At 75.4% G+C, this 19,980-nt stretch carries 11 protein-coding genes and 1 pseudogene; 2 read left to right on the top strand and 10 right to left on the bottom strand.

Features of this window, described 5'->3' with window-relative positions; genetic code table 11:
• Nucleotides 1-117 precede the first annotated feature (117 nt).
• Nucleotides 118-1,041 carry a hypothetical protein gene (locus ACH4PU_RS12110; RefSeq protein ID WP_398269852.1) on the bottom strand — a complete coding sequence of 308 codons (924 nt, stop codon included), beginning with the start codon at nt 1,039-1,041 and terminating at the stop codon, nt 118-120.
• Nucleotides 1,042-1,132: 91 nt separating this feature from the next.
• Nucleotides 1,133-3,142 (bottom strand): acetoacetate--CoA ligase, encoded by a 2,010-nt coding sequence (locus ACH4PU_RS12105; protein ID WP_398269849.1) that lies wholly within the window; start codon nt 3,140-3,142, stop codon nt 1,133-1,135.
• A 217-nt stretch (nt 3,143-3,359) separates the two neighbouring features.
• Between ACH4PU_RS12105 and ACH4PU_RS12100 the strand changes: the two genes are divergently transcribed.
• Nucleotides 3,360-5,723, top strand: a complete 2,364-nt coding sequence (locus ACH4PU_RS12100) for a glycoside hydrolase family 31 protein (RefSeq protein ID WP_398269846.1) — start codon at nt 3,360-3,362, stop codon at nt 5,721-5,723.
• 192 nt (nt 5,724-5,915) lie between these two features.
• Here the strand turns inward: ACH4PU_RS12100 and ACH4PU_RS12095 are convergent, their stop codons facing one another.
• Genes ACH4PU_RS12095 through ACH4PU_RS12085 form a run of 3 tightly spaced genes read right to left on the bottom strand, consistent with a single transcriptional unit; the run spans nt 5,916 to nt 9,486 of the window.
• Complete coding sequence (locus tag ACH4PU_RS12095) at nt 5,916-6,335, bottom strand: DUF742 domain-containing protein (protein WP_398269844.1); 420 nt, start codon at nt 6,333-6,335, stop codon at nt 5,916-5,918.
• Complete coding sequence (locus tag ACH4PU_RS12090; RefSeq protein ID WP_185946027.1) at nt 6,332-6,781, bottom strand: roadblock/LC7 domain-containing protein; 450 nt, start codon at nt 6,779-6,781, stop codon at nt 6,332-6,334. Before ACH4PU_RS12090 ends, ACH4PU_RS12095 begins: the two co-directional genes overlap by 4 nt.
• A complete protein-coding gene (locus ACH4PU_RS12085; protein ID WP_398269840.1) occupies nt 6,778-9,486 on the bottom strand; it encodes a nitrate- and nitrite sensing domain-containing protein in 2,709 nt (902 codons plus the stop codon). Before ACH4PU_RS12085 ends, ACH4PU_RS12090 begins: the two co-directional genes overlap by 4 nt.
• Before the next feature lie 427 nt (nt 9,487-9,913).
• Between ACH4PU_RS12085 and ACH4PU_RS12080 the strand changes: the two genes are divergently transcribed.
• Complete coding sequence (locus tag ACH4PU_RS12080) at nt 9,914-10,279, top strand: hypothetical protein (RefSeq protein WP_398269837.1); 366 nt, start codon at nt 9,914-9,916, stop codon at nt 10,277-10,279.
• 154 nt (nt 10,280-10,433) lie between these two features.
• Here the strand turns inward: ACH4PU_RS12080 and ACH4PU_RS12075 are convergent, their stop codons facing one another.
• The 5 genes and pseudogenes from ACH4PU_RS12075 to ACH4PU_RS12055 all read right to left on the bottom strand — a co-directional run.
• On the bottom strand, nt 10,434-15,089 hold the full coding sequence (locus ACH4PU_RS12075) for a hypothetical protein (protein ID WP_398269834.1): 4,656 nt from the start codon (nt 15,087-15,089) through the stop codon (nt 10,434-10,436).
• Nucleotides 15,090-15,136: 47 nt separating this feature from the next.
• Complete coding sequence (locus ACH4PU_RS12070; protein WP_398269831.1) at nt 15,137-16,036, bottom strand: hypothetical protein; 900 nt, start codon at nt 16,034-16,036, stop codon at nt 15,137-15,139.
• Nucleotides 16,037-16,289: 253 nt separating this feature from the next.
• Entirely contained in the window at nt 16,290-17,858 is a 1,569-nt protein-coding gene (locus ACH4PU_RS12065) for a hypothetical protein (protein ID WP_398269828.1), read from the bottom strand.
• 84 nt (nt 17,859-17,942) lie between these two features.
• A complete protein-coding gene (locus ACH4PU_RS12060) occupies nt 17,943-18,923 on the bottom strand; it encodes a DUF979 domain-containing protein (RefSeq protein WP_398269825.1) in 981 nt (326 codons plus the stop codon).
• Nucleotides 18,924-19,264: 341 nt separating this feature from the next.
• A pseudogene (locus ACH4PU_RS12055) lies at nt 19,265-19,918 on the bottom strand (DUF969 domain-containing protein); the annotation flags it as partial.
• Between the last annotated feature and the right edge of the window lie 62 nt (nt 19,919-19,980).

Here is a 19,980-nt window from a genome sequence, read left to right as displayed (position 1 = left end):
GAGGAGGCCGGGCTCGCCGCGCAGGCGGTGCTGTCCGGCGAGTGCGCGGCGCCCGCGGAAGCGGGTGCCGGTGGTGTGGTGGGGGGTGCCGGCGGGGCGGCAGGCACCCCTCTCTTGTCACTCCTCTTCTCCTCCGTCGTGTTCCCGCAGTTCGATGCCCGCCTCGTACGCCACGCCGTGCTCCGGCGGGATGGGTTCGCCGGTGGCGGGGTCGGTGCAGTAGGCGGAGAAGACCTCGGCCTCGTCGAGCGGCCGGGGCCAGCCGGCGCGGAGGGTCCAGCCGCGGACGGTGGGTGGCCGGCCGAGGGCGGTGGTGCGGGCGACGATGCCGCCGGGGCGGTCGGTGGCGATGCCCGCGGCCAGGACGGTGCAGAAGACCAGGGCCGAGGGCTCGTCGAGCCGGAGCCGTCCGTCGGTGCCGCAGTCGGCCTGGAGGAGGGCGACGAGCGGGGCGTCCCCGTCGGCGGGGATGCTGCACACGAGGTGGTGGCCGCCCGGGCCGAGGGCTTCGACGATGCGGCGCAGGACGAGGGAGGCGCGGGCGAAGGCCGTCCGGCCGGTGTCGTCGCCGCAGCGTTCGCAGCCGTCCCGGGCGAGCAGTCCGGTGGCGTACTCCCAGGTGGCCTGCTGTTCGGCGGCGGCGATGAGGCCGGGGAGCAGCCGGGTGACGGGACGTCCGTCATAGGCGGCCGTGGTGCCGGCGGCGGCGACTTCGGCCGTGTAGCGGGTGCGGCTGCCAGCGCTGTCCGGGTCTAGGCGGAGGTCCGCGCAGTAGGCGGCGTAGTCGGCCGGGTCGAACAGGGCGACGCTGGTGTGGGTGCCCTGGGCGGCCAGGGTGCGCAGCAGGCCGTCCACGTGCCGCAGGTATCCGGGGTGGTCGTCGAAGCCGAAGCTGGTGTAGCGCCGCATGGCGGCGAAGTCGCGTTCGTCCGCCAGGACGGCGATGGTGCTGGGCATTTCCCTGCGCAGCCGTCGGCGTGCGCTCCGCCGGGTACGGACGTCGTCGGTGTGTGCCGCGTCGTGCCGTGTCTTGTGCGCCATGTTTCCCACTCCCCCTCAGCGCGGTGATCAATGCTCACTCAGAGTAGTCGAGGGCACTGACAACGCACCGAGGCCGGGGTGGAAGGGCTGGTCAGGCGCGGCGGCGCCGGCCGAGGTCCGCGTAGAAGGAGAGCAGCGCGGGGTTGTCGACGGATCCGGGGTTGACGGCCTGTTCGAGGGGAGTGCCCTGGAGGAGGCGCTTGACCGGGACCTCGATGCGCTTGCCGGTGAGCGTGTGGGGGACGGCCTCGACGGCTATGACCTCGTCGGGGACGTGCCGCGGGGAGAGCTGCTCGCGGATGGTGCGCTTGATGCGGTCGAGGAGCGCGTCGTCCAGGGTGGCGCCGGGGGCAAGGTGGACGAAGAGGGGCATCCAGTAGCCGCCGTCGGGTTCCTCGACGCCGATGACGAGGGATTCCCGGATCTCGGGGAGCCGTTCGACGGCCTCGTAGATGTCGGCGGAGCCCATGCGGACGCCCTGCCGGTTGAGGGTGGAGTCGGAGCGGCCGTGGACGACGACGGTTCCGCGGGAGGTGAGGGTGATCCAGTCGCCGTGCCGCCAGACGCCGGGGAAGGTCTCGAAGTAGCTCTCGCGGTAGCGGCGGCCGTCGGGGTCGTTCCAGAAGCGGAGGGGCATGGACGGCAGGGGCGCGGCGACGACGAGTTCGCCGACCTCGTCGACGACGGGTTTGCCCTGTTCGTCCCAGGCCTGGAGGTCGGTGCCGAGGCAGGGGGCCTGGAGTTCGCCGACGTACACCGGGAGGGTGGGGACCGCGCCGGCGAAGCAGCTGCAGACGTCGGTGCCGCCGCTGACGGAGGCGATCCACATGTCCTCCGCGACCTCGTCGTGGATCCAGCGGAAGCCGTCGGGCGGCAGCGGGGAGCCCGTGGTGGCGACGCAGCGGACGCGGGAGAGGTCCAGGTCGCGGCCCGGGTGGAGGCCGGCCTTCCGGCAGGCCATCACATAGGCGGCGGAGGTGCCGAAGAGGGTGGCGCCGGTGCGTTCGGCGACCCGCCACTGGGCGGCGGTGTCGGGGTGGCCGGGGCTGCCGTCGTAGAGGGCGACGGTGGCGCCGACGAGGAGGCCGGAGACGAGGAAGTTCCACATCATCCAGCCGGTGGAGGTGTACCAGAAGAAGCGGTCGCCGGGGCCGAGGTCGCAGTGCAGGGAGAGCTGTTTGAGGTGTTCGAGGAGGATGCCGCCCTGGGACTGGACGATGGCCTTGGGCAGGCCGGTGGTGCCGGAGGAGTAGAGGACCCACAGCGGGTGGTCGAAGGGCACCTGCTCGAAGTCCGGCTCCACGTCGCCCGAGGTCAGCGCGTCCCACTCCAGGGCGCCCTCGGGCGCGGGGGTGCCGAGCAGCGGGATGTGGACGACGGCGCGCAGGGTGGGCAGGCCGGCGCGGAGTTCGGCGACGGTGTCGGCGCGCTCATGGCGCTTGCCGCCGTAGTGGTAGCCGTCGACGGTGAACAGGACGACCGGTTCGACCTGCTGGAAGCGGTCGAGGACGCTGCGGGCGCCGAAGTCGGGCGCGCAGGACGTCCAGACGGCGCCGACGGCCGCGGTGGCGAGGAAGGCGACGACGGCCTCGGGGACGTTGGGCAGGTAGCCGCTGATCCGGTCGCCCGGACGGACGCCGAGGCGGCGGAGCTCGGCGGCCAGCGAGCCCACGCGCGCCCGGAGTTCGGCCCAGGTGACGGTCCGCGGGTCGAGGGTCTCGTCGGTGTGCAGCAGGGCCGGTTCGCCGGCGCGGGCGGGGTCCTCGGCGGTGCGCAGGGCGTGCTCGGCGTAGTTGAGGGTGGCGCCGGGGAACCAGACGGCGCCGGGCATGGACGCGTCGGCGAGCACCCGCTCGTAGGGGTGGGTGAACCGTACGTCGCACCACTCGGCGACGGCCTGCCAGAAGGGCTCGGGGGCGGCGACGGACCAGCGGTGGAGGGCGGCGTAGCTCGCCTCGGGGTCGCCGGGGACGGGCGCGGGGGCGCCGTGCCGTTCGGCGGCGCGGGCGTGGAAGCGGGTGACCTGGGCACGGGCGACGCGGTCGGCGTCCGGCCGCCAGAGGGGCGTCGGCTGGTCGGCGTGGTGCGGTGCGGTGGTCATCGTCGCTGCTCCCGGCTGTACGCGTCGTGGGCGTGGCCGCCGTGCGGCGGGTTCCCGGGGTGTGGGCCGGCGCGCGCGGCTGACGAGGACGATGCCATGTGATCGTCTTCCGCACCAGGGGTGCCGGGCCGTGCCGCCGCGAGGCGTCGGTCACCGCTGGGTGAACGGGCGGCGAACCCGCTCCGTCGGGTGGGGTGCCGGTGGCAGGGTGAACGTCATGGATGCGCATGACCTGGGACGGTCGGTCAAATGGGTGACGTCGTTCAGGACGGTGGGGGCGGCGCGGGTGCTGCGGTCGGTGCGGGCCGCGTGGTGGCGGCGGCGGGTGGACGCCGCGGAGGTACGGGGGCCGGTGGCCGAGCGGGCGCGGGTGCCGGGGCCGGCCCTGGGGGCTGATCCGGAGCCGGGCGGCGGCGTGGTGCGGTTCGCCCGGTCGTCGCTGCGGGTGCGGGTGGCGGCTGGGGGCGCGGTGTTCTGCGGGTGGGACGGCGCGGCGCCCGGGCCGTCGTACGCCCTGGCGGGGCCGGTGCCGGAGGCGGACGAGCGGGCGGTGCTGGAGCCGGACACGGACGGCGGCTGGCGGGTGGTGTCGGAGCGGCTGCTGGTGGTGGTGTCGCGGCATGGGGCGGTGGAGGTGCGGACGCCGGGCGGGGTGATGCTGCGGCGTGATCAGCCGCCGCGCTGGTGGGATCCGGTGGATCCGGCGGGTGTCGAGGGGAGCCCGCGGTGGACGCAGCGGTCGGAGGTGCCGGCGGACGCCCGCTTCTTCGGGCTGGGCGGCCGGTCGGCGGGGCCGCGGCTGCGCGAGGGCGCGTACCGGCTGTGGAACACGGACCCCGGGGGCTCGTTCGAGCCGGGGGACGATCCGCTGTACGTCACCATGCCGGTGCAGCTGGTGGTGGCGGACGCGGGGACGCACCTCGTGTTCCACGACAACTCCTGGGACGGGCGGGTGCTGTTGTGGGAGGGCGAGGAGGGGGCCGGTTCGGGGCACGACCGGTCGGGCCGCTGCGAGCTGCGGATGTCCGGGGGGCCGCTGCGGTACTGGGTGATCGCGGGTGCCCCGGCGCGGGTGCTGCGTGGCTGGGCGGGGCTGACCGGGGGTACGGCGGTGCCGCCCGCCTGGGCGCTGGGGTACCACCACGCCCGGTGGGGGTTCGGCAGCGAGGCGGAGGTGCGGCGGGTGGTGGCCGGGTACCGGGAGCGCGGGCTGCCGCTGTCCGCCGTGCACCTGGACATCGACCACTACCGGGGCCACCGGGTGTTCACGGTGGACCGGGAGCGGTTCCCGGACCTGCCCGGGCTGGCCGACGAGCTCCGGAAGGAGGGCGTCCGGTTGGTGTCCATCGTGGACCCGGGGGTGAAGGCCGAGCCGGGCTGGGAGGTCTACGAGGCGGGTGTGGCGGCCGGTGCGTTCGTCCGGGACGGGCGGGGGCGGCCGGTGCGCGGCGAGGTGTGGGCGGGCACGTCGGTCTTCCCGGACTTCACCGATCCGGCGGTGCGCCGGTGGTGGGGCGGGCTGTACGCGGAGCGGCTGGCGGAGGGGTTCTCCGGGTTCTGGCACGACATGAACGAGCCGGCGGCCTTCGCGGCGTTCGGCGAGCACACCCTGCCGCGGTCGGCGCGGCACGCGCTGGAGGGCCGGGGCGGCGACCACCGGGAGGCGCACAACGTGTACGCGCTGGGCATGGCCCGGGCCGGCTACGAGGCGCTGCGCGAACTGCGGCCGGACGAGCGGCCGTTCCTGTTCTCGCGGTCGGGCTGGGCGGGGATGCAGCGGTACGGGGGGACGTGGTCGGGTGATGTGACGACGGGCTGGCCGGGGCTGCGGGCGTCGTTGTCGCTGGTGCTGGGGCTGGGGTTGTGCGGGGTGCCTTTCTCGGGGCCGGACGTGGGCGGGTTCACGGGTTCGCCGTCGCCGGAGCTGTACCTGCGGTGGTTCCAACTGGGCGCGTACCTGCCGCTGTTCCGCACCCACGCGGCGATCTCGGCGGGGCGCCGGGAGCCGTGGGAGTTCGGTCCCGAGGTGCTGGAGCACGCGGGGGCCGCGCTGCGGGAGCGGATGCGGCTGCTGCCGTACTTCGTCACGCTGGGCCATCGGGCGCGGGTGACGGGCGCGCCGTACGTCCGCCCGGTGTGGTGGCGCTCGCCGGAGGACCGGGCGCTGCGGGACTGCGAGGACGCGTTCCTGCTGGGGGACGCGCTGCTGGTGGCGCCGGTGCTGGAGCCGGGGGCCGACCGGCGGGCGGTGCGGCTGCCGCGCGGCCGGTGGTACGACACGGCGACGGGCCGGGCGCACGAGGGCCCGGGCCAGGTGCTGCTCGACGCGCCCCTCGCCCGGATCCCGGTGCTCGCGCGGGCGGGGGCGGTTCTTCCGGTGGCGGGGGCGGACGGCGGGGTGGAACTGGAGGTCTGGGCTCCGGCGGCGGGAGGGACGGGCGGCGGGGTGCTGGTCGTCGAGGACGGCGGGGAGGAGGCCGAAGTGGTGCGGTTCACGACCGGGTGGCGGAACGGTGTCGTGGCGGTGGAACGGGAGGGGGCCGAGGAGGTGGGGTTTCCGGTGCGGATGCGGGGGGTTTGAGGGCGGGGGCGACGGGCGCGGGGCCCGCGGTGGGAAGCCGCCCGCATGGCGCCCGGCGCAGCGGGGCCATCCGGTGCGCGCTCCCCCTGGCCCGGCCTGTCGTGGGCGACCGCTCCGCCGTCGGGTCGAGCTCTCGGCCGCAGCGCGGAAGCAGGCGGCTCCACGGTGCGGGCGCGCGGTCGCGCGCCCGTCTCACAGCGTACGCAAGCCGTTGATCACCAGGCAGAGGATGCTCTCGTCGGGTGGTTCCGCCGGGGGGATCGGGCGGTCGACGCGGACGATGCCCGCTTCGAAGAGGTCACCGACGAGGACGCGGACGACGCCGGAGGGGAGGCCGAGGCGGTCGGTGAGTTCGGCGACGGAGCGGGGGTCCTCGGCCGTGAGTTCCGCGATGCGGAGGTGTTCGGGGCCGAGCCGGTCGTCGGTGCCGTCGGGGGGCCGCACGGCGATGACGAACGCCGTGCGGTCGAGCCGGTGCTCCCCGGCGCCCCGGGTGCGTCCACGGGTCATGGCGTACGGGCGGACCACCGGGCCCGCCGCGTCGTCGTACCAGTGCTGTGGCTCGCCGGCCCTGTCAGGGGTCCCGCCGTCTCCGGCCCTCCGTCCGGTCATCCGCCGGCGGCCTCGCCGGTGCGCGGGGAGCTGGCCAGGTGGGCGCCGACGCGCTTGACGAGGAGCGTCATCTCGTAGGCGATCAGGCCGATGTCAGAGTCCGCGTCGGCGAGGACGGCGAGGGCGCTGCCCTGTCCGGCGGCGGTGACGAAGAGGAACGCGTCGTCCAGTTCGACGACGGTCTGGCGCACCTGTCCGGCGTCGAAGCGGCGGCCCACGCCCTTGGCGAGGCTGTGGAAGCCGGAGGCGACGGCGGCGAGGTGCTCGCCGTCCTCGCGGGTGAGGTCGGCGGAGGAGCCGACGGCGAGGCCGTCGCCGGAGAGGACGAGGGCCTTGCGGATGGTGCCGACGCGTTCTACGAGGTCGTCGAGGAGCCAGTTGAGCTTGCCGTTTCCCGCGGGCTGTGCCGTGGCGGTGTCTGCCGACGCGTTGCGTATGGCGGTCATCGACCGTCCCTTTCGTTGGTGGTTCGTGTGCTGTCGTGCTCGGTGGGGTGCGGGGCGTCCGCCCGGCCGCGCTGCCATCCCCGTTGCAGGGACGTCATGCGGGCGCGGACCTCCTCGGGGTCGCGCGGCGTCTCGTGGCCGGCCGGCTCGGCGGCGGCCCGGCGGGACTCCTCGGCGAGGTTCTCCCTGACGAGGGGGGCGAGGCCGGCCTGGCGGACGCGGCGGGGCAGTCCGGTGGGCGGGGTGGGTTCGTCCAGGAGGTCCGGGAAGCCGGCCCGGCGCGGGGGGTCCGGATGTTCGGCGCTGCCGGCGCGGTCCCGGCGGTCCGGGGGGTCGGCCACCGGGCGGCCGTGGTCCGAGACCAGGACCGGGGGCCGGGGGCGCCGGGGCAGGCCGCCGGGCGTTCCCCGGCCCGCCGTCCCCCGGCCGCCCGGGGTGCCGTGGGTGCCGGAGCCGGGCCGCCGGTCGGGGTCGCGGGAGTCGAACGCCGGGGCGGGGGCCGCGGGGCGGCGGGCGGGGGATTGGTCGGCGGGGTGGTCGTGGACCGGTACGTCGAGCGGAATCCTGGGTTTCCAGGGCTCCCGTGTGGCGCGTGTGTCGAGGGGACGGCGTGTGTCCCGCGGGCCGCGGGGTGCGAGCGGGTCCTCCGTGCCCAACGGGTCCGGATCCAGCGGACCCGCGTCCCGTGCGTCGGCCTTTTCGAGGGGCGAGAGCGGCGGTTCCAGCTCGACCGGTCCGTCCTTGCGGGCCGCCTTCCGGGCGGGCCCGCCCTTCAGGTCCTTCGGCAGCGCCTCGTCGATGAGCGCGGCGGGGATCAGGACGACCGCGGTGGTACCGCCGTAGGGCGAGGGCTGGAGCGAGACGCGGACGCCCTGCCGGCGGGCGAGCCGGCTGACGACGAACAGGCCGAGCCGGTCGGTGTCGGAGAGGTCGAACTCGGGCGCCTCCGCGAGGCCGAGGTTGGCCTCCAGCAGGGCGTCCGGGCTCATGCCGAGACCGCGGTCGTGGATTTCGAGGGTGAAGCCGTTGGGCACCCGCTCGCCGAGGACCTGGACGGCGGTGTGCGGCGGGGAGAACACGGTGGCGTTCTCCAGGAGTTCCGCCAGCAGATGCGTCAGGTCGGCGACGGCCGGACCCTGGACGGCCAGCGGCGGCAGCCGGCGCAGCTCGATCCGCTCGTACGCCTCGACCTCGGAGACGGCGGCGCGGACGACGTCCATGAGCTGGACGGGCTTGCGCCACTGGCGGGAGGGGGTGGCACCGGAGAGGATCACCAGGCCTTCGGCGTGCCGGCGCATGCGCGTGGTGAGGTGGTCGAGGCGGAAGAGGTCGGCGAGCTCGTCGGCGTCCTCGGTGCGGCGCTCCATGGTGTCGAGCAGCGCCAGCTGACGGTGCAGCAGCACCTGGGAGCGGCGGGCGATGTTGACGAAGACGTCCGACACGCCCCGGCGCATTTCGGCCTGTTTCACAGCGGCCTCGACGGCGGCCCGCTGGAGGGAGTTGAGGGCCCGTCCGACCTGGCCAAGTTCGTCGGTCGGGTACTCCAGGCGCGGTGCCTCGGTCTCGACGTCGACCTGTTCGCCGGCGGCGAGGCGGCGCAGGACGGCCGGGAGGCGGACGCCGGAGACCTCGTGGGCCTCGCGGCGCAGCTGCCGGAGGTCCCTGATGAGACCGCGGCCGACGCGCCAGGAGACGACGACCGAGCAGACGAGGGCGGCGAGGCCGAGCACACCGGCGACGGCGGCCTTGGTGAGCACCCAGGTGGCGACGGGTTCCAGCCGGTCCTCGTGGCGTTCCTGCGCGTCGCGGTCCAGGCGGGTGAGGTCGTCGAGGACGGTGCCGGCGGCGGCCTGCCAGCGTGGGGTGTCGACGGCGCGGAGGGCCTTGGCGGGTCCGCCGGCGACGACCGCCTCCTCGATGGCCTCCAGGGCCCGGGCGTTGGTGCCCCGCCAGTAGTCGTCGAAGCTCTTCTGGTCCCGGACGGGCAGGACGGCGAGGTTGGTCTCGTAGAGGATCTTGCGCTCGGCCATGTGGTCGGCGAGGAACCGCAGTTCGCGGGCGGTGAGCGTGCGGGCGGTGAGCGCGGAGGCGAGCAGGGCGTCCTCGCGGGACAGGGACTCCCGGGAGTAGGTGAGGCCCACCAGGGCGCGGCGCTGCTGTTCGAGGTCGGCGTCCTGGACGGACCCGAGGAGGCTGAGGAAGTCGAGGTGGGGGTCGATGATCTCGTTGTACGCGGAGAAGGCGGCGTCGCGGCCGACGGTGGCGCCGGCGACCTTGGCGCGCAGGGCGCCCAGGCCGGCGAGGCGGCGTTCCATGGCGCGGAACCAGTCGGCCGCGGTGGAGCTCATGTCCTCGCGCACGTCGCCGGAGGCGCCGGAGCGGAGGACGGCGGCGGCCTTGTCGGTGGCGCGCTGGCGGGCCCGGAGTTCGGTGAGGGCGGCGGTACGGGAGCGGGCGGCGCCGGCGCTCCGGGAGCGGGGGCCGGCGAGGACGACGAGGGCCTGGCGGCGCTCCTTCTGGAGGGCGTCGACGACGTCCTCCGTCGGGTGGCCGATCCCGCGGGTGACCTCGGCGGCGGAGAGCAGGCGGTCCGCCTCCATACCGGTGATCACCGTGGCGAACACCCACAGGACGGTCAGGGACACCAATGGCACCAGCAACAGTGCCACGATCTTCCGGCGGATCGATTTCCCGCGAAAGCGCATGGACTCCCCCACTGCACCCCGCGGCGCGACGGGGGTGGTGCTCCGACAGTGATGCGGCGTGAGCCTACTACTGCGGGGATTACGCCTCGAAGGGCTGTACGGCCGCCCGGGCGTGGGGGGTTGGCCATGTCGTCCCGAGATCTCCCGTGATCAGGGGACTTCTCCTGGGGCCTGACGGGCCGGAACGCGGCCGGGGGCACGGCGGAGCCCGCTGGGTGATCAAGCCGGATGGCCTGAACTCGCCCCTGTCCGGGGCGATCCCCGGCCATGGGCCGCGTGGTGCGCGGGCAGACGGCAGGGCACTGAGGAGGACGTTCGCGCGCTCCGGCGCCCGCGCCCCGGCACGCGTCCTCCGGTCCGGGTTATTTTTGACATCCCTGCGGGAAAGGCCCCGAGCGGGGGCAGCCACTGGGGGAGGTGAGCCGCCATGGACAGGGTTCGCGACGGACGACGGCCGGACGGACGCCCACGAGCGCGCGCTCCGTTGTGGATCGAGGAGCCGGTCCACCGGCCGCGGATGCCCGACCCGGTACGGGCCGCGGCGGTACGCGCCGTCCTTCTCGTCGCGCTCACGACGACGGTCGCCATGGCGGCGGTGCTGCTGACCCTCGCCGGGTCGTGGCTGGCCTTCCCGGTGCTGGTCGCCACGGTGGCCGGCACGGTGGCGACGACGTGGGGCGTCCTCGACGTGTGGGTGACGCGTCAGGTGTGGCGCCAGCGGCACGGGGTGGTGTCGGTGCCGAGCAGTACGGCACGGGAGATGCGGCGGGTGCGGCGGCCTCGGTATCCGTGAGGCGCGGCCGGACGGGCTGATTCAGCCCGTTGGGGGTGCCCCCTCTGGGGGAGTTTGAGGACGCGCACCGCAGGTGCGCTCAAAGGGGTCCGGGACCCCCCGGGAAACGGCGAAAGGGCGGGACCGGGGCACCAGCCCGCCGCAGGCGCCCCCCTCAGCGCCCGGCCGGCACAGGCGCCGCCTCCTCCTCCGGCCGCCGGAACATCCGCGTAGCGGTGATCTCCCCGTGCACCGGCTCCGACTCCGGGTCGGCCTGCGGCAGCCCGGGCCGCAGATGCTCCTCGACGCTGATGTACTTCAGCCCCGCCCGCAGGTCCGCGTCGTTGCGCAACCGGATCACCAGCGGGAACTCGGCGAGCGCCGTGGTGTCGAACAGCCCGGTGGTGTACAGCAGCTGGACGCCCAGCGCGTCCGCGACGGCCCGCTGGAGCTCCAGCAGATACGTGGCGTTGGCGCGCCCGATCGGGTTGTCGAGGAACAGCGTGCCCGCGTGCTTCTGCCGGTCCCGGCCGCGGTCGTTGCTGCGCAGCGCGGCCATCGTGCAGTACAGGGCGATGGCGGCGGTCAGCAGCTGGCCGCCGGAGAACACGTCGCCCATCTGCCCGACGGGCACCCGCTCGGCGCGCAGCACCGCGTCCGGCTTGAGGATCTCGACGGCGACGCCGCGCGGCAGCAGGGCCGCCCGGACGCCGCGCAGCAGCAGCGACATGCCGTCGCGGCGCAGGTCGGAGTTCTTCTTGACGGCGGACCGGGTGGCCTCGTCGATGACCTCGCCGAGGCGTTCGGTGAGGGTGCTCTGGTCGGGGTCCTCGAAGCGGATGCGCAGGAACTCCTGGCCCGACCACTCCCCCAGCCCCTCGGGCAGCCGGGAGAGCCGCTGGGCGGCGCGGAGCGTGGTGAGCGAGGACTCGACGAGGCCGCGCAGCCGGTCGACGATGCCGTCGCGGTTGCGCTCCAGCTGGTCGAGCTCGTCGGTGAGGACGCGCAGCCGGGGCGCGAAGGCGTCGGCCCAGGCGGCGGCGTGCTCGGGCAGCGCGGAGGCGGGGAGTTCGCGGATCTGCTGTCGGGCGGGGGTGCGAACCTGCTCGTAGCGGGTGGAGTTGGCGTGCCGGACGAGGATGTCGCTGGCCTCGCGGACGGCCGACTCGGCCGCCGAGAGGTCGCCGGCGCAGCCGCGCAGCGAGCGCCGGGCCTCGGCCGCGACCTGCCGGGCCTCCTCCAGGGTGCCGGCGTACGGCTCGGGGGCCGTCTCCTCGTCGTCGGGGGCGTTGTCGCGGAGCAGGTCGCGCAGGAGGGCGGCGGTGTCGTCGAAGCCGCCGGCGGCGTCCTCGGCGGCGCGGTGCGAGCGGAGCAGGCTCGCGTGCGCGGTCCGAGCCTCCTCCAGCGCGTCGGTGCGCGCGGTGAGTTCGGCGGTGGCGGTGCGCAGCAGCTCCTTGGCCTGGTCGGCGTCGGCGGGCACCTGCGCGTCGGGGAGCTCGGTGTGGGACTCGCCGTCGGCGGGGGCGAGGCGTTCGGCCTCGCCGCGAAGCCGGCCGAGCTGCTCGCTGGCGGCGGAGGCGCGGCCTTCCAGCAGCTGGACGAGGGCCTCGGCGCGGGCGGCGGCGGCCTGGCGGGACGGGCCGTCGGCGCCGTCGGTGCCCTCCAGCAGCTGGGCGGCGCGGGTGCGGACCTTGTTGGTGAGGCGGTCGAGTTCGGCGCGGGCGGCGCTCTCGTCGCTCTCGGCGCGGGCCTGTTCGGCGCGCAGGTCGGCGCCGACGCCGACCTTCTCGTACACCTGGGAGGCGGCGCGGTAGGCCTCGCGGAGGGCGGGCAGCGAGTCGGTGGACGCCTCGGCGTCGTCGGGGACGTCGTCCGGGGCGCCGGCGATCTCGGCGCGCTCGGCGCGCAGGGCGCGGGCGGTGCGGTGGGCGTCGTCGGCGGCGCGCTGGGCGGCGCGGCGGTCCTCGTCGGCGGCGCGGGCGCGGTCGACGCAGGCGGCGGCGCGCTCCTCGTACTCGGCGGCCTCCTCGGCGAGTTCGCGGAGCCGCGTCTGCCAGTGAGCACGTTCGCGGAGCCGGTGGGCGAGGCCGGCGAGGGCGTCGGCGACCCGGCGGGCCCGCTGGGCGGCCTCCTGGCGCTCGTCGCGGACCCGGGCGGTCTCGGCGGCGATCTCGTCGGCCTCGGCGCGCGCGGTCCGGGCGGCGGTCAGCTCCTCCTGGGCCGTCTCGGCGGCGGTGCGGCAGCGTTCGACCTCGGCGGCGAGCTCGGCGAGCCGGCCCTCGGGGCACCCGGACCGCCAGGAGGCGAGGCGGGCGGCGAGGGCGCGGTCGCCGGCGAGGCGGCCGGCGACCGCGCGGATCTCCTCGTCGCGGGCGGCGGCGCGTTCGCGGAGGGCGTGCCGCTCCTCGTCGGCGGCCCGCTCGTCGTGCATGGCGGGGTTCGGCGGCACGAGAAAGACGCCGCTGTCGCCGTCGCTCTCCGGCACGGGGGCGAGGAGGGCGGCGGCGGTGCCGACGGCGACGGCGGAGCGCGGCAGCAGCGAGGCGTCGGCGAGCGCCTCGCGGGCGCGGCCGTGGGCGTCCGGGTCGGTGATGACGACGCCGTCGACGAGCTCGGGGCGGGCGGCCAGCACCCGGGCGTGGTCGGCGGGGTCGACGGCCTGGGCGAGATAGCGCCAGCCGGGGAGGGCGGGGATGCCGTGCTCGCCGAGGAACTCGACGGTGGCGAGGACGTCGGGGCCGGCCGGCAGCAGGCCGCCGTCGCCGAGGGCGCCGAGGATGCGCGAGTCGTCGGCCGCGGCGGTGCGCAGGTCGAACAGCTGTCGCTCGGCGGTGGCGACGGTGTCGTCGAGGAGCTCGCGGAGGGCGTCCGCGTTGCGGTCCAGCTCCTCGGCGGTGAGCGGGCCGGCGGCCTCCCGGCCCGCGCCTTCTTGCCCGGCGGCGGTGCCGCGCTGGGCCGGAACCTGACCGGCTGCGCCGGCGGCGGGCTGCGGCAGGCCCAGGAGTTCGGCGAGCCGCGGTTCGGCGCCGAGGGACTCGGCGAGGCGCCGCTCGGCGTCGTACGCGCCGGCGGCGGCGGTGGCCGCGTCGGCGGAGCGGGCGGCGGCCAGTTCGGCGCGGGACTCGGCGGCGGCGGTCTCCCGGGCCCGGTCGGCGGCGGTACGCGCGGTCTCCCGGGCCGTCTCGTACGCGGCCGTGGCGGTCCTCTCCGCGTCGCTGGCGGCGAGGGCGGCGCGGGCCGGGTCGGCGTCGGGGGCGCTGTCGTCGAGCCAGCCGGCGCGGACCGCGTCGGCGGTCTCCTGCTCGACCTCGGCGAGCCGCTGTCGCAGGTGGCCGGCCTCGCTGCGGGCGCGCTGGGCCTCGGTGGCGGCGGCGGTGGCGTCGCGGTGGGCGGCCTCGCCGGTCTCCTGGAGGACGGCGGAGCGCTCCTCCTGCTCGTCGGCGAGGCGTTCACCCTGTTCGGCCGCGGCGTTGAGGGCGCGGACGAGGGCGGCGGCGGCCCGGGTGCGGGCGGCGAGGGCGGGCGCGGCGTCGCGCTCGGCCTCGTGGATGGCGGCGGCGACGCGGGCGGAGCGGTCGGCGGCGGCCCGGTGCCGGAGCACGGTCTCGGCGGCCTGCCAGGCGGAGTGCAGGGTCCGGGCGTCGTTGAGCTCGCGGCGCTGGGCGGCGGCGGACTTCTCGGCGGCGGCGAGCGCCAGCGAGGCGTGCCGGTACGCGAGTTCGGCGGCGATCCGGGAGCCGTGCTCGCGCGCGGTCTCGGCGTCGGTGACGCGGTGCGCGGCGGCGGCCACCTGCTCGGCGAGCTCGCCGGCGCGGCCGCGCTCCTCGGCGGCGCGCGCGGAGAGCCGGCGGGCGAGGACGCGGGTGCGGCGCTCGGCGCCGGCGTGCACGCCGCGCGCCTGGTCGCGGCGGGCGCCGGACTCGACGATGCGGGAGAGCAGGTCGAGGGAGCCGGCCGTGAAGTCGCGCTCGGCGGTGAGCTCGGCGCGGCGGCCGAGCTTGTGCGCGAAGCCGTGCACGAGGTCGGCGAGGCCGTCGGTGTCGCGGGTGTCGGTGACGGCGCGCAGCAGCAAGTCGGTGAAGTCGGAGTCGTTCTTGACCGCGAAGAGGCCGGCGGCCTCGCCCTCGTCGGCGTTCATCTCCCGCTGGTAGCGGAAGAGTTCGGGGTCGAGGCCGAGCTCGCCGAGGTGCTCGTTCCAGCGCTCGTGGATCTCCTCCCAGACCACGTCCAGGTTGGGATACGCCTTGCCGGCCTCGGTGAGGGCGTCGCGGAACCCCTTCATGGTGCGGCGGCGGCCGCGCGCGGTGGAGGCGCCCTCGGCGCGGGGGCGCATGGCGGACGACTCCGCGACCGGCAGCGCGTCCAGGCTCATCCCCGGACCGGGCCGGAACGAGTACCACGCCTCGGCGAACTTCCGCGGGTCGTTGGAGACCTGACGGCCGCGCCACTCGCTGACCTTGCCGACGACGACCGTCTCACCGGTGAGGACGTGCTGCCACTCCAGGGCGACGTGGCCGCAGTCGTCGGCGAGCAGGAACTTGCGGAGGACGCCGGAGCTGGCGCCGCCGAGGGTGTTGCGGTGCCCCGGCAGCATCACCGAGAAGATCAGCTTGAGCAGGACGGACTTGCCGCCGCCGTTCTCCAGGAACAGCACGCCCGCGGGTGCCGGGCGGCGCGGCGGGCCGACGGGCTCCTCCTCGAAGAAATCCGCCTGCGCGGGCGCGGGCGACGGCACGGGCGCGCCCACCCCCCGCAGGTCCAGCACGGTGTCGGCGTAGCGCGCACCGGCGGGCCCGATGGAGTAGAGGCGGACCCGGGACAGCTCGTACATGGCGGACTCTCGTTTGTCGCGGTGTGACGGTAGGGAGGTTCGGGGGATCAGGAGTGGAACGGCAGGCCGGCGTCGGCGACCAGGTCCAGGTCCTCGGCGTCGTCCGGCGGCAGCAGCGTGGCGGTGCCGTCGCCGACCGGTACGACGCCCAGCTCCAGCAGCTCGGCCATGGCGGCGCTGCCGGCCATGTCGCGGACCTGGAGCTGGTAGCGCGGCGTGGTGCGGTAGGCGCCGCCGGCGTCGTCGCCGGTGCGCTGGAGGAAGCCGGAGTCGACGAGGAACGCGACGGCCTTGGCGATGATGCCGGTGGTCGAACCGGCCAGGCGGCGGGCGTCCTTGGTGGCGCCGGTGGCGCTGCGCCGCGCGTAGACCCGCCAGGCCGCCTCCAGGCCGGGGGCCTCGGTGACCGGGTCGGTGTTCTCCCCCGTCTCCGCCGCCCGCTCCTCCAGCCGACGGCACGCCTGCCGGACGAACGCGTCCACGCCGTTGACGGTGATCCGGCCGATGTACCCGTCGTCGGCCAGGTCCTCGGGCCGGGGGAACGCCATGGCGGCGACGGCGAGGTGGGCGAGGCCGTGCAGGAAGCGGTCGCCGGAGTCGGCGGTGGCCCGGCGGGCGTAGTCGCTTATCCGGACGGCGAAGACGGAGTCCTCGGCGGCGGTCACGGCCATACCGGCCCGCGTCGACACCTCCAGCACCACCAGCCCCAGCCCGGCGGCGACGGCGTCGGCGAGCCGCGCGAAGGCGGGGTCGTCGCGGTGGCGGCGCAGGAGTTCGGCGTAGTCGGCGTCGCGGGCGGGCTGGAGCTTGGGCTGGAGCCCGAAGGCGACGAGCCGGGCCGCGTCCGCGGCGTCGGCGGGGGTCAGGGGGGCGTTGGCCGGGCGCTCCGGCTCCGCGGCGGGCGCTTCCGGGTACGCCGACGTCTCGTCGGGTTCGTAGTCGGTCACGGTCGGTGCTCCTGTGCGTTGTGGCTGGTGTTGGGGGAGGGGTGCCCCGGTCCCACCCCTTCGCCGATTCCTGGGGCTGCGCCCCAGACCCCGCTTTTCGCGGCTCCGCCGCTCGTCCTCAAGCGCCGGACAGGCTGAATAGGGCGCCCACTCCAGCCCGTCCGGCGCTTGAGGACAGCGCCCGAAGGGCGCTTCGGGGGTGCGGGGGCGCAGCCCCCGCAAGAAACGGTCAAAGGGCGGGACCGGGGCACACTCACGACGCCTCCGAGCGGTCAGCCGCCATACCCGCCGCGTCCAGCAGCGCAGTGCCCACGATCAAATCCGCGCCGCCGAACTCCGGATCGTCCAGCACCGTCCCGTCGTCCACGGCGAACAGCAGCGACCGCTCGCCCTGCCGATAGGCCGTACCGACAGCGGGGCTGGCCGCATGGACGGCCAGCAGCGCGACGAGGTACGGCAGTTCGCGGTCACGCCGGCGCGCGTCCTCGAGGAGCCCGGACAGCCGCCGCGGCGCATCCGGCGGCAACGTCAGCAACTCCATGGCATGAGCCAGCTGCTCCTCACTGAAGCGGCTGTCGTCCGGCGTCGCGATCAGGTCCGGCTCCGGCATCTCCGCCCCGAGATGCTCCCGCTCCGCGGGCGGCGTCAGCAGCAGGTCGACGAGGTCGCCGACGCGGACGGACGCCGGGGTGCGCAGGCCCGTACCGCGGGTGAAGAAGGCGTCGGTGACGCGCCCCGCCTGTTCGAGCGGAAGCGGCAGGAGGGGAGCGAGGAGTTGCCCGTAGAGGTCGAGGCCGGCGCCGGAGGACGGGGTGGCGAACGCCTGCCGGTCCTGCTCGGCGCGGAACAGCGGGCCGGCTTCCAGCAGCCGTGACTGCAGCTGGGTGTGGCGGCGGATGCAGTCCTTGACGATGTCGACGAGCTCGGCGGCGCGGCGCTTGTGCTCGGGGTCGACGCCGGTGGACGCCTCGTCGCGGACCTTGCGGATGTTGGTGAGGATCGCGTTCTCGTGCCGGTAGCGCTCGGCGACGTGCTCCAGCGCCTCGTCGATCATGTCCGGAACGGTGCGCAGCCAGTCCACCGCGCGGACGTTGCGCCGGGTGGCGTCGAGGGTCTTGCGGAGCGTCTCGGCGTACTGGACGGTGCGGTAGCGGGCCTGTTCGGCGGCGAGCTGGGCGTCGGCGAGCCGGCCCCGGCTGACGAGCACCTCCAGCTTGACCTCGGCGGCGATCTGCGCGCTGGTGACGTCCGTGTCGAGGGCGCCGACGAGGACGTTGACGGCCTCGTCGGTGGTGCGCAGGAAGACCGTGCCGCCGGGGCCAGGGACCTCCTCGATCAGCTTGAAGTCGTAGTCGCGGCGCACATAGGCGCCGTCCGTGCCGAACGTGCCGTAGACGGCGCGGAAGCCGCGGTCGACGCTGCCGACGTTGACGAGGTTCTCCAGGACCCACCGGGCGACGCGCTCGTGCTCGGCCGCGGGGCGCTCGGGCGCCTGGGCGGCGACGCGCGGCAGCAGCCGGGCCACTATCTGCTCGTGGTCGGCGCCGGTGTCGAAGTCCATAGTGAGGGTGACGAGGTCGATGGCGGCCAGGGCCACCTCGGCCATCGCGTAGACGCCGTACTCGCCCACGAGGTTGGCCTTGCGGACGTCGAGGTCGTGCAACGGCGCCGTGCAGGCGAGCGCGCGCAGGCGGCGGGCCAGCCCCTCGTCGGCGGCCGGGCCCGGGGCGACGGGGCCCCCGGCTCGGGCATGGCCGGGTGCTCGGGTGGGCGCGGGCCCGTTGAGCTGGGGCGGAACGGCCGCCGGGGCTGGAGAAGTCACGTCGCACAGCGTAGGCGGTCGGTCTGACATCGGGCGAAACGGCACGGTGTAAGGGGCCCGTGCGCCGGCTGGACCCCTTACCCCTCACACCGCGAATAGGTACATGATGTTCATATTGCACCCGAGCAGGATGAATGCCGTGGGCAGTTGGGCCTTGATGGGGCCGTACTGGTCCGTGAGTTCGAGCAAGGCCGCCGGCACCAGGTTGTAGTTGGCGGCCATCGGCGTCACGAGGGTGCCGCAGAATCCGGCGAGCATCCCGACGGCGAGCACGGCCGGGGCGTTCCCGTGCGCCTGCTCGACGAGGACCGGCCAGCCGACGGCGGCGGTCATCACCGGGAACGCGGCGAAGCCGTTGCCCATGACGACGGTGAACAGGAACATCCCCGCGCAGTAGACGACGACCGCGAGCAGCACGGAGCCCTCGGGGAGCACCGCCGTGGTGATCCGGCGGACCTGTTCGCCGACCCCGGCGACGGAGAAGATCGCGCCAAGGGTGGCGAGCAACTGCGGCAGCAGCAGCGCCGAGCCCATCGACTCGAGCATCGAACGCCCGGCGGCCACCGGCTCGGCGGGCCGCCGCTCGCGGACCAGGACCATGCCGACGACGAGCGCGGCGATGGCGCCGATGCCGAGCCCGAGGATGGTCTCGCTGCCCTTCTGGAGCAGCGGCTGCCCGTTCCAGTGCGTCTTCTTGAGGCCGACCGCGCACACCAGGGCGACGGCGGGGATCGTGAGGGCGGGGAGGAACAGCCATCCGCCGAACCGGTCGGCGCTCTTCCGGCGCCGCGCGGCCTCCGCCTCGGCCTCTTCGGCGGACCGGACGCCCCGGCCGGTCCGGCCGAAGCCCGCCAGACAGATCATGACGAGGACGGCGGCGCCGAGCGGTTCGGGGGGCGCGCTGCCGTCCGCCACCCAGGTCGCGTAGATGAATCCGAGGCCGAGCAGGCCCCAGAAGGCGGCGCTGCCGCGACGCTTGGGGTTGGTGGGATCGGTGAACATCTGGGCGGCCATCAGCAGGAAGAGGCCGCCGACGAGCCAGAAGAACCATTCGGCCTTGATCATCGTCCGGCCTCCCGGGTGGCGTCGGAGCCGGTTCCGCGGGGGGTCGGCGGAGGCCCGGCGGTAGGCGGCGCGGCAGCGCGCGGCACGGTCGTGGACGACGTCTCCGCCACGGCCGCCTCGTCAACGGTGAGGGCTGCCGCGGGCGCCGTCCGGCTCTCGTCCTCGTCGACGGCGCGGCGGGCCACGGGCGCCGGCCCGCCCGCGCGCCCGTCGGCGTCGCCGTCGCGGGTGACCGCAGGCGCCGTCCGCCGGCCCGCACTCCCCTCGGCGGCGGGAACGACGGCTCCCTGCACCCCCTTCGCCCCCTTCGCCTCCTTCATCCCCGACGCCCCCGCGTCGAGCAGCGTCCGGTCCAGCCGCAGCAGCCGCCAGCCGTGTACGGCCAAGGCGCAGACGGCCGTCGGGATCGCCCAGAGCGCGAGGTCCAGCGGCTCCAGCCGGGTGTCGTACGTCGTGTTGACGAAGCCGGTGATGAGCAGGATCGACCCGACGGCCAGGAAGACGTCCTCGCCGAAGAAGAAGCCGACGTTGTCGGCGCTCGCGGCGAAGGAACGTATCCGTTCCCGGACTTTCGCGGGCAGCGGCCCGCCCTGTCGGCGTTCGGCGGCCCCTTCGGCCATCGGCGCGGCCAGCGGGAGCACGGTCTGCGCGTGCCCGAACGCGCCGGCCAGGCCGATCGCGGCGGTGAGCTGGCGGAGCAGCAGGTAGAGCGCGAGGAAGCGGCCGGTGGTGAGCCCGGCGAAGCGGGCGATCAGCCGGCGGGCCTGGATCTGCAGGCCGTGGCGTTCCAGGAGACCGATGACCGGCAGGGTCACCGCGAAGATCGTCACGCCCCGGCTGGAGGCGAAGCCGGTGCCGAAGGCCGCCAGCACCTCGCGCGGCGAGAGGTCGCCGAGCAGGCCGGTGACGATGCCGGCGACGCCGACCACCAGCAGGGGGTTGCGCCGGGTGGCGAATCCGGCCACGACCACGAGGACGCCCAGGAGTACGAGCATGGGCTCCGCCTTCCGTTCGCTTCGCGCGTTTGCCGCGCGGATGTCGTTTCGCAGGGGTCGAG

Source organism: Streptomyces sp. NPDC021100, from assembly GCF_044333095.1.
GTDB lineage: Bacteria > Actinomycetota > Actinomycetes > Streptomycetales > Streptomycetaceae > Streptomyces.
Note: the sequence above shows the minus strand (reverse complement) of the source record. Positions and strands in the feature narration are given on the sequence as shown.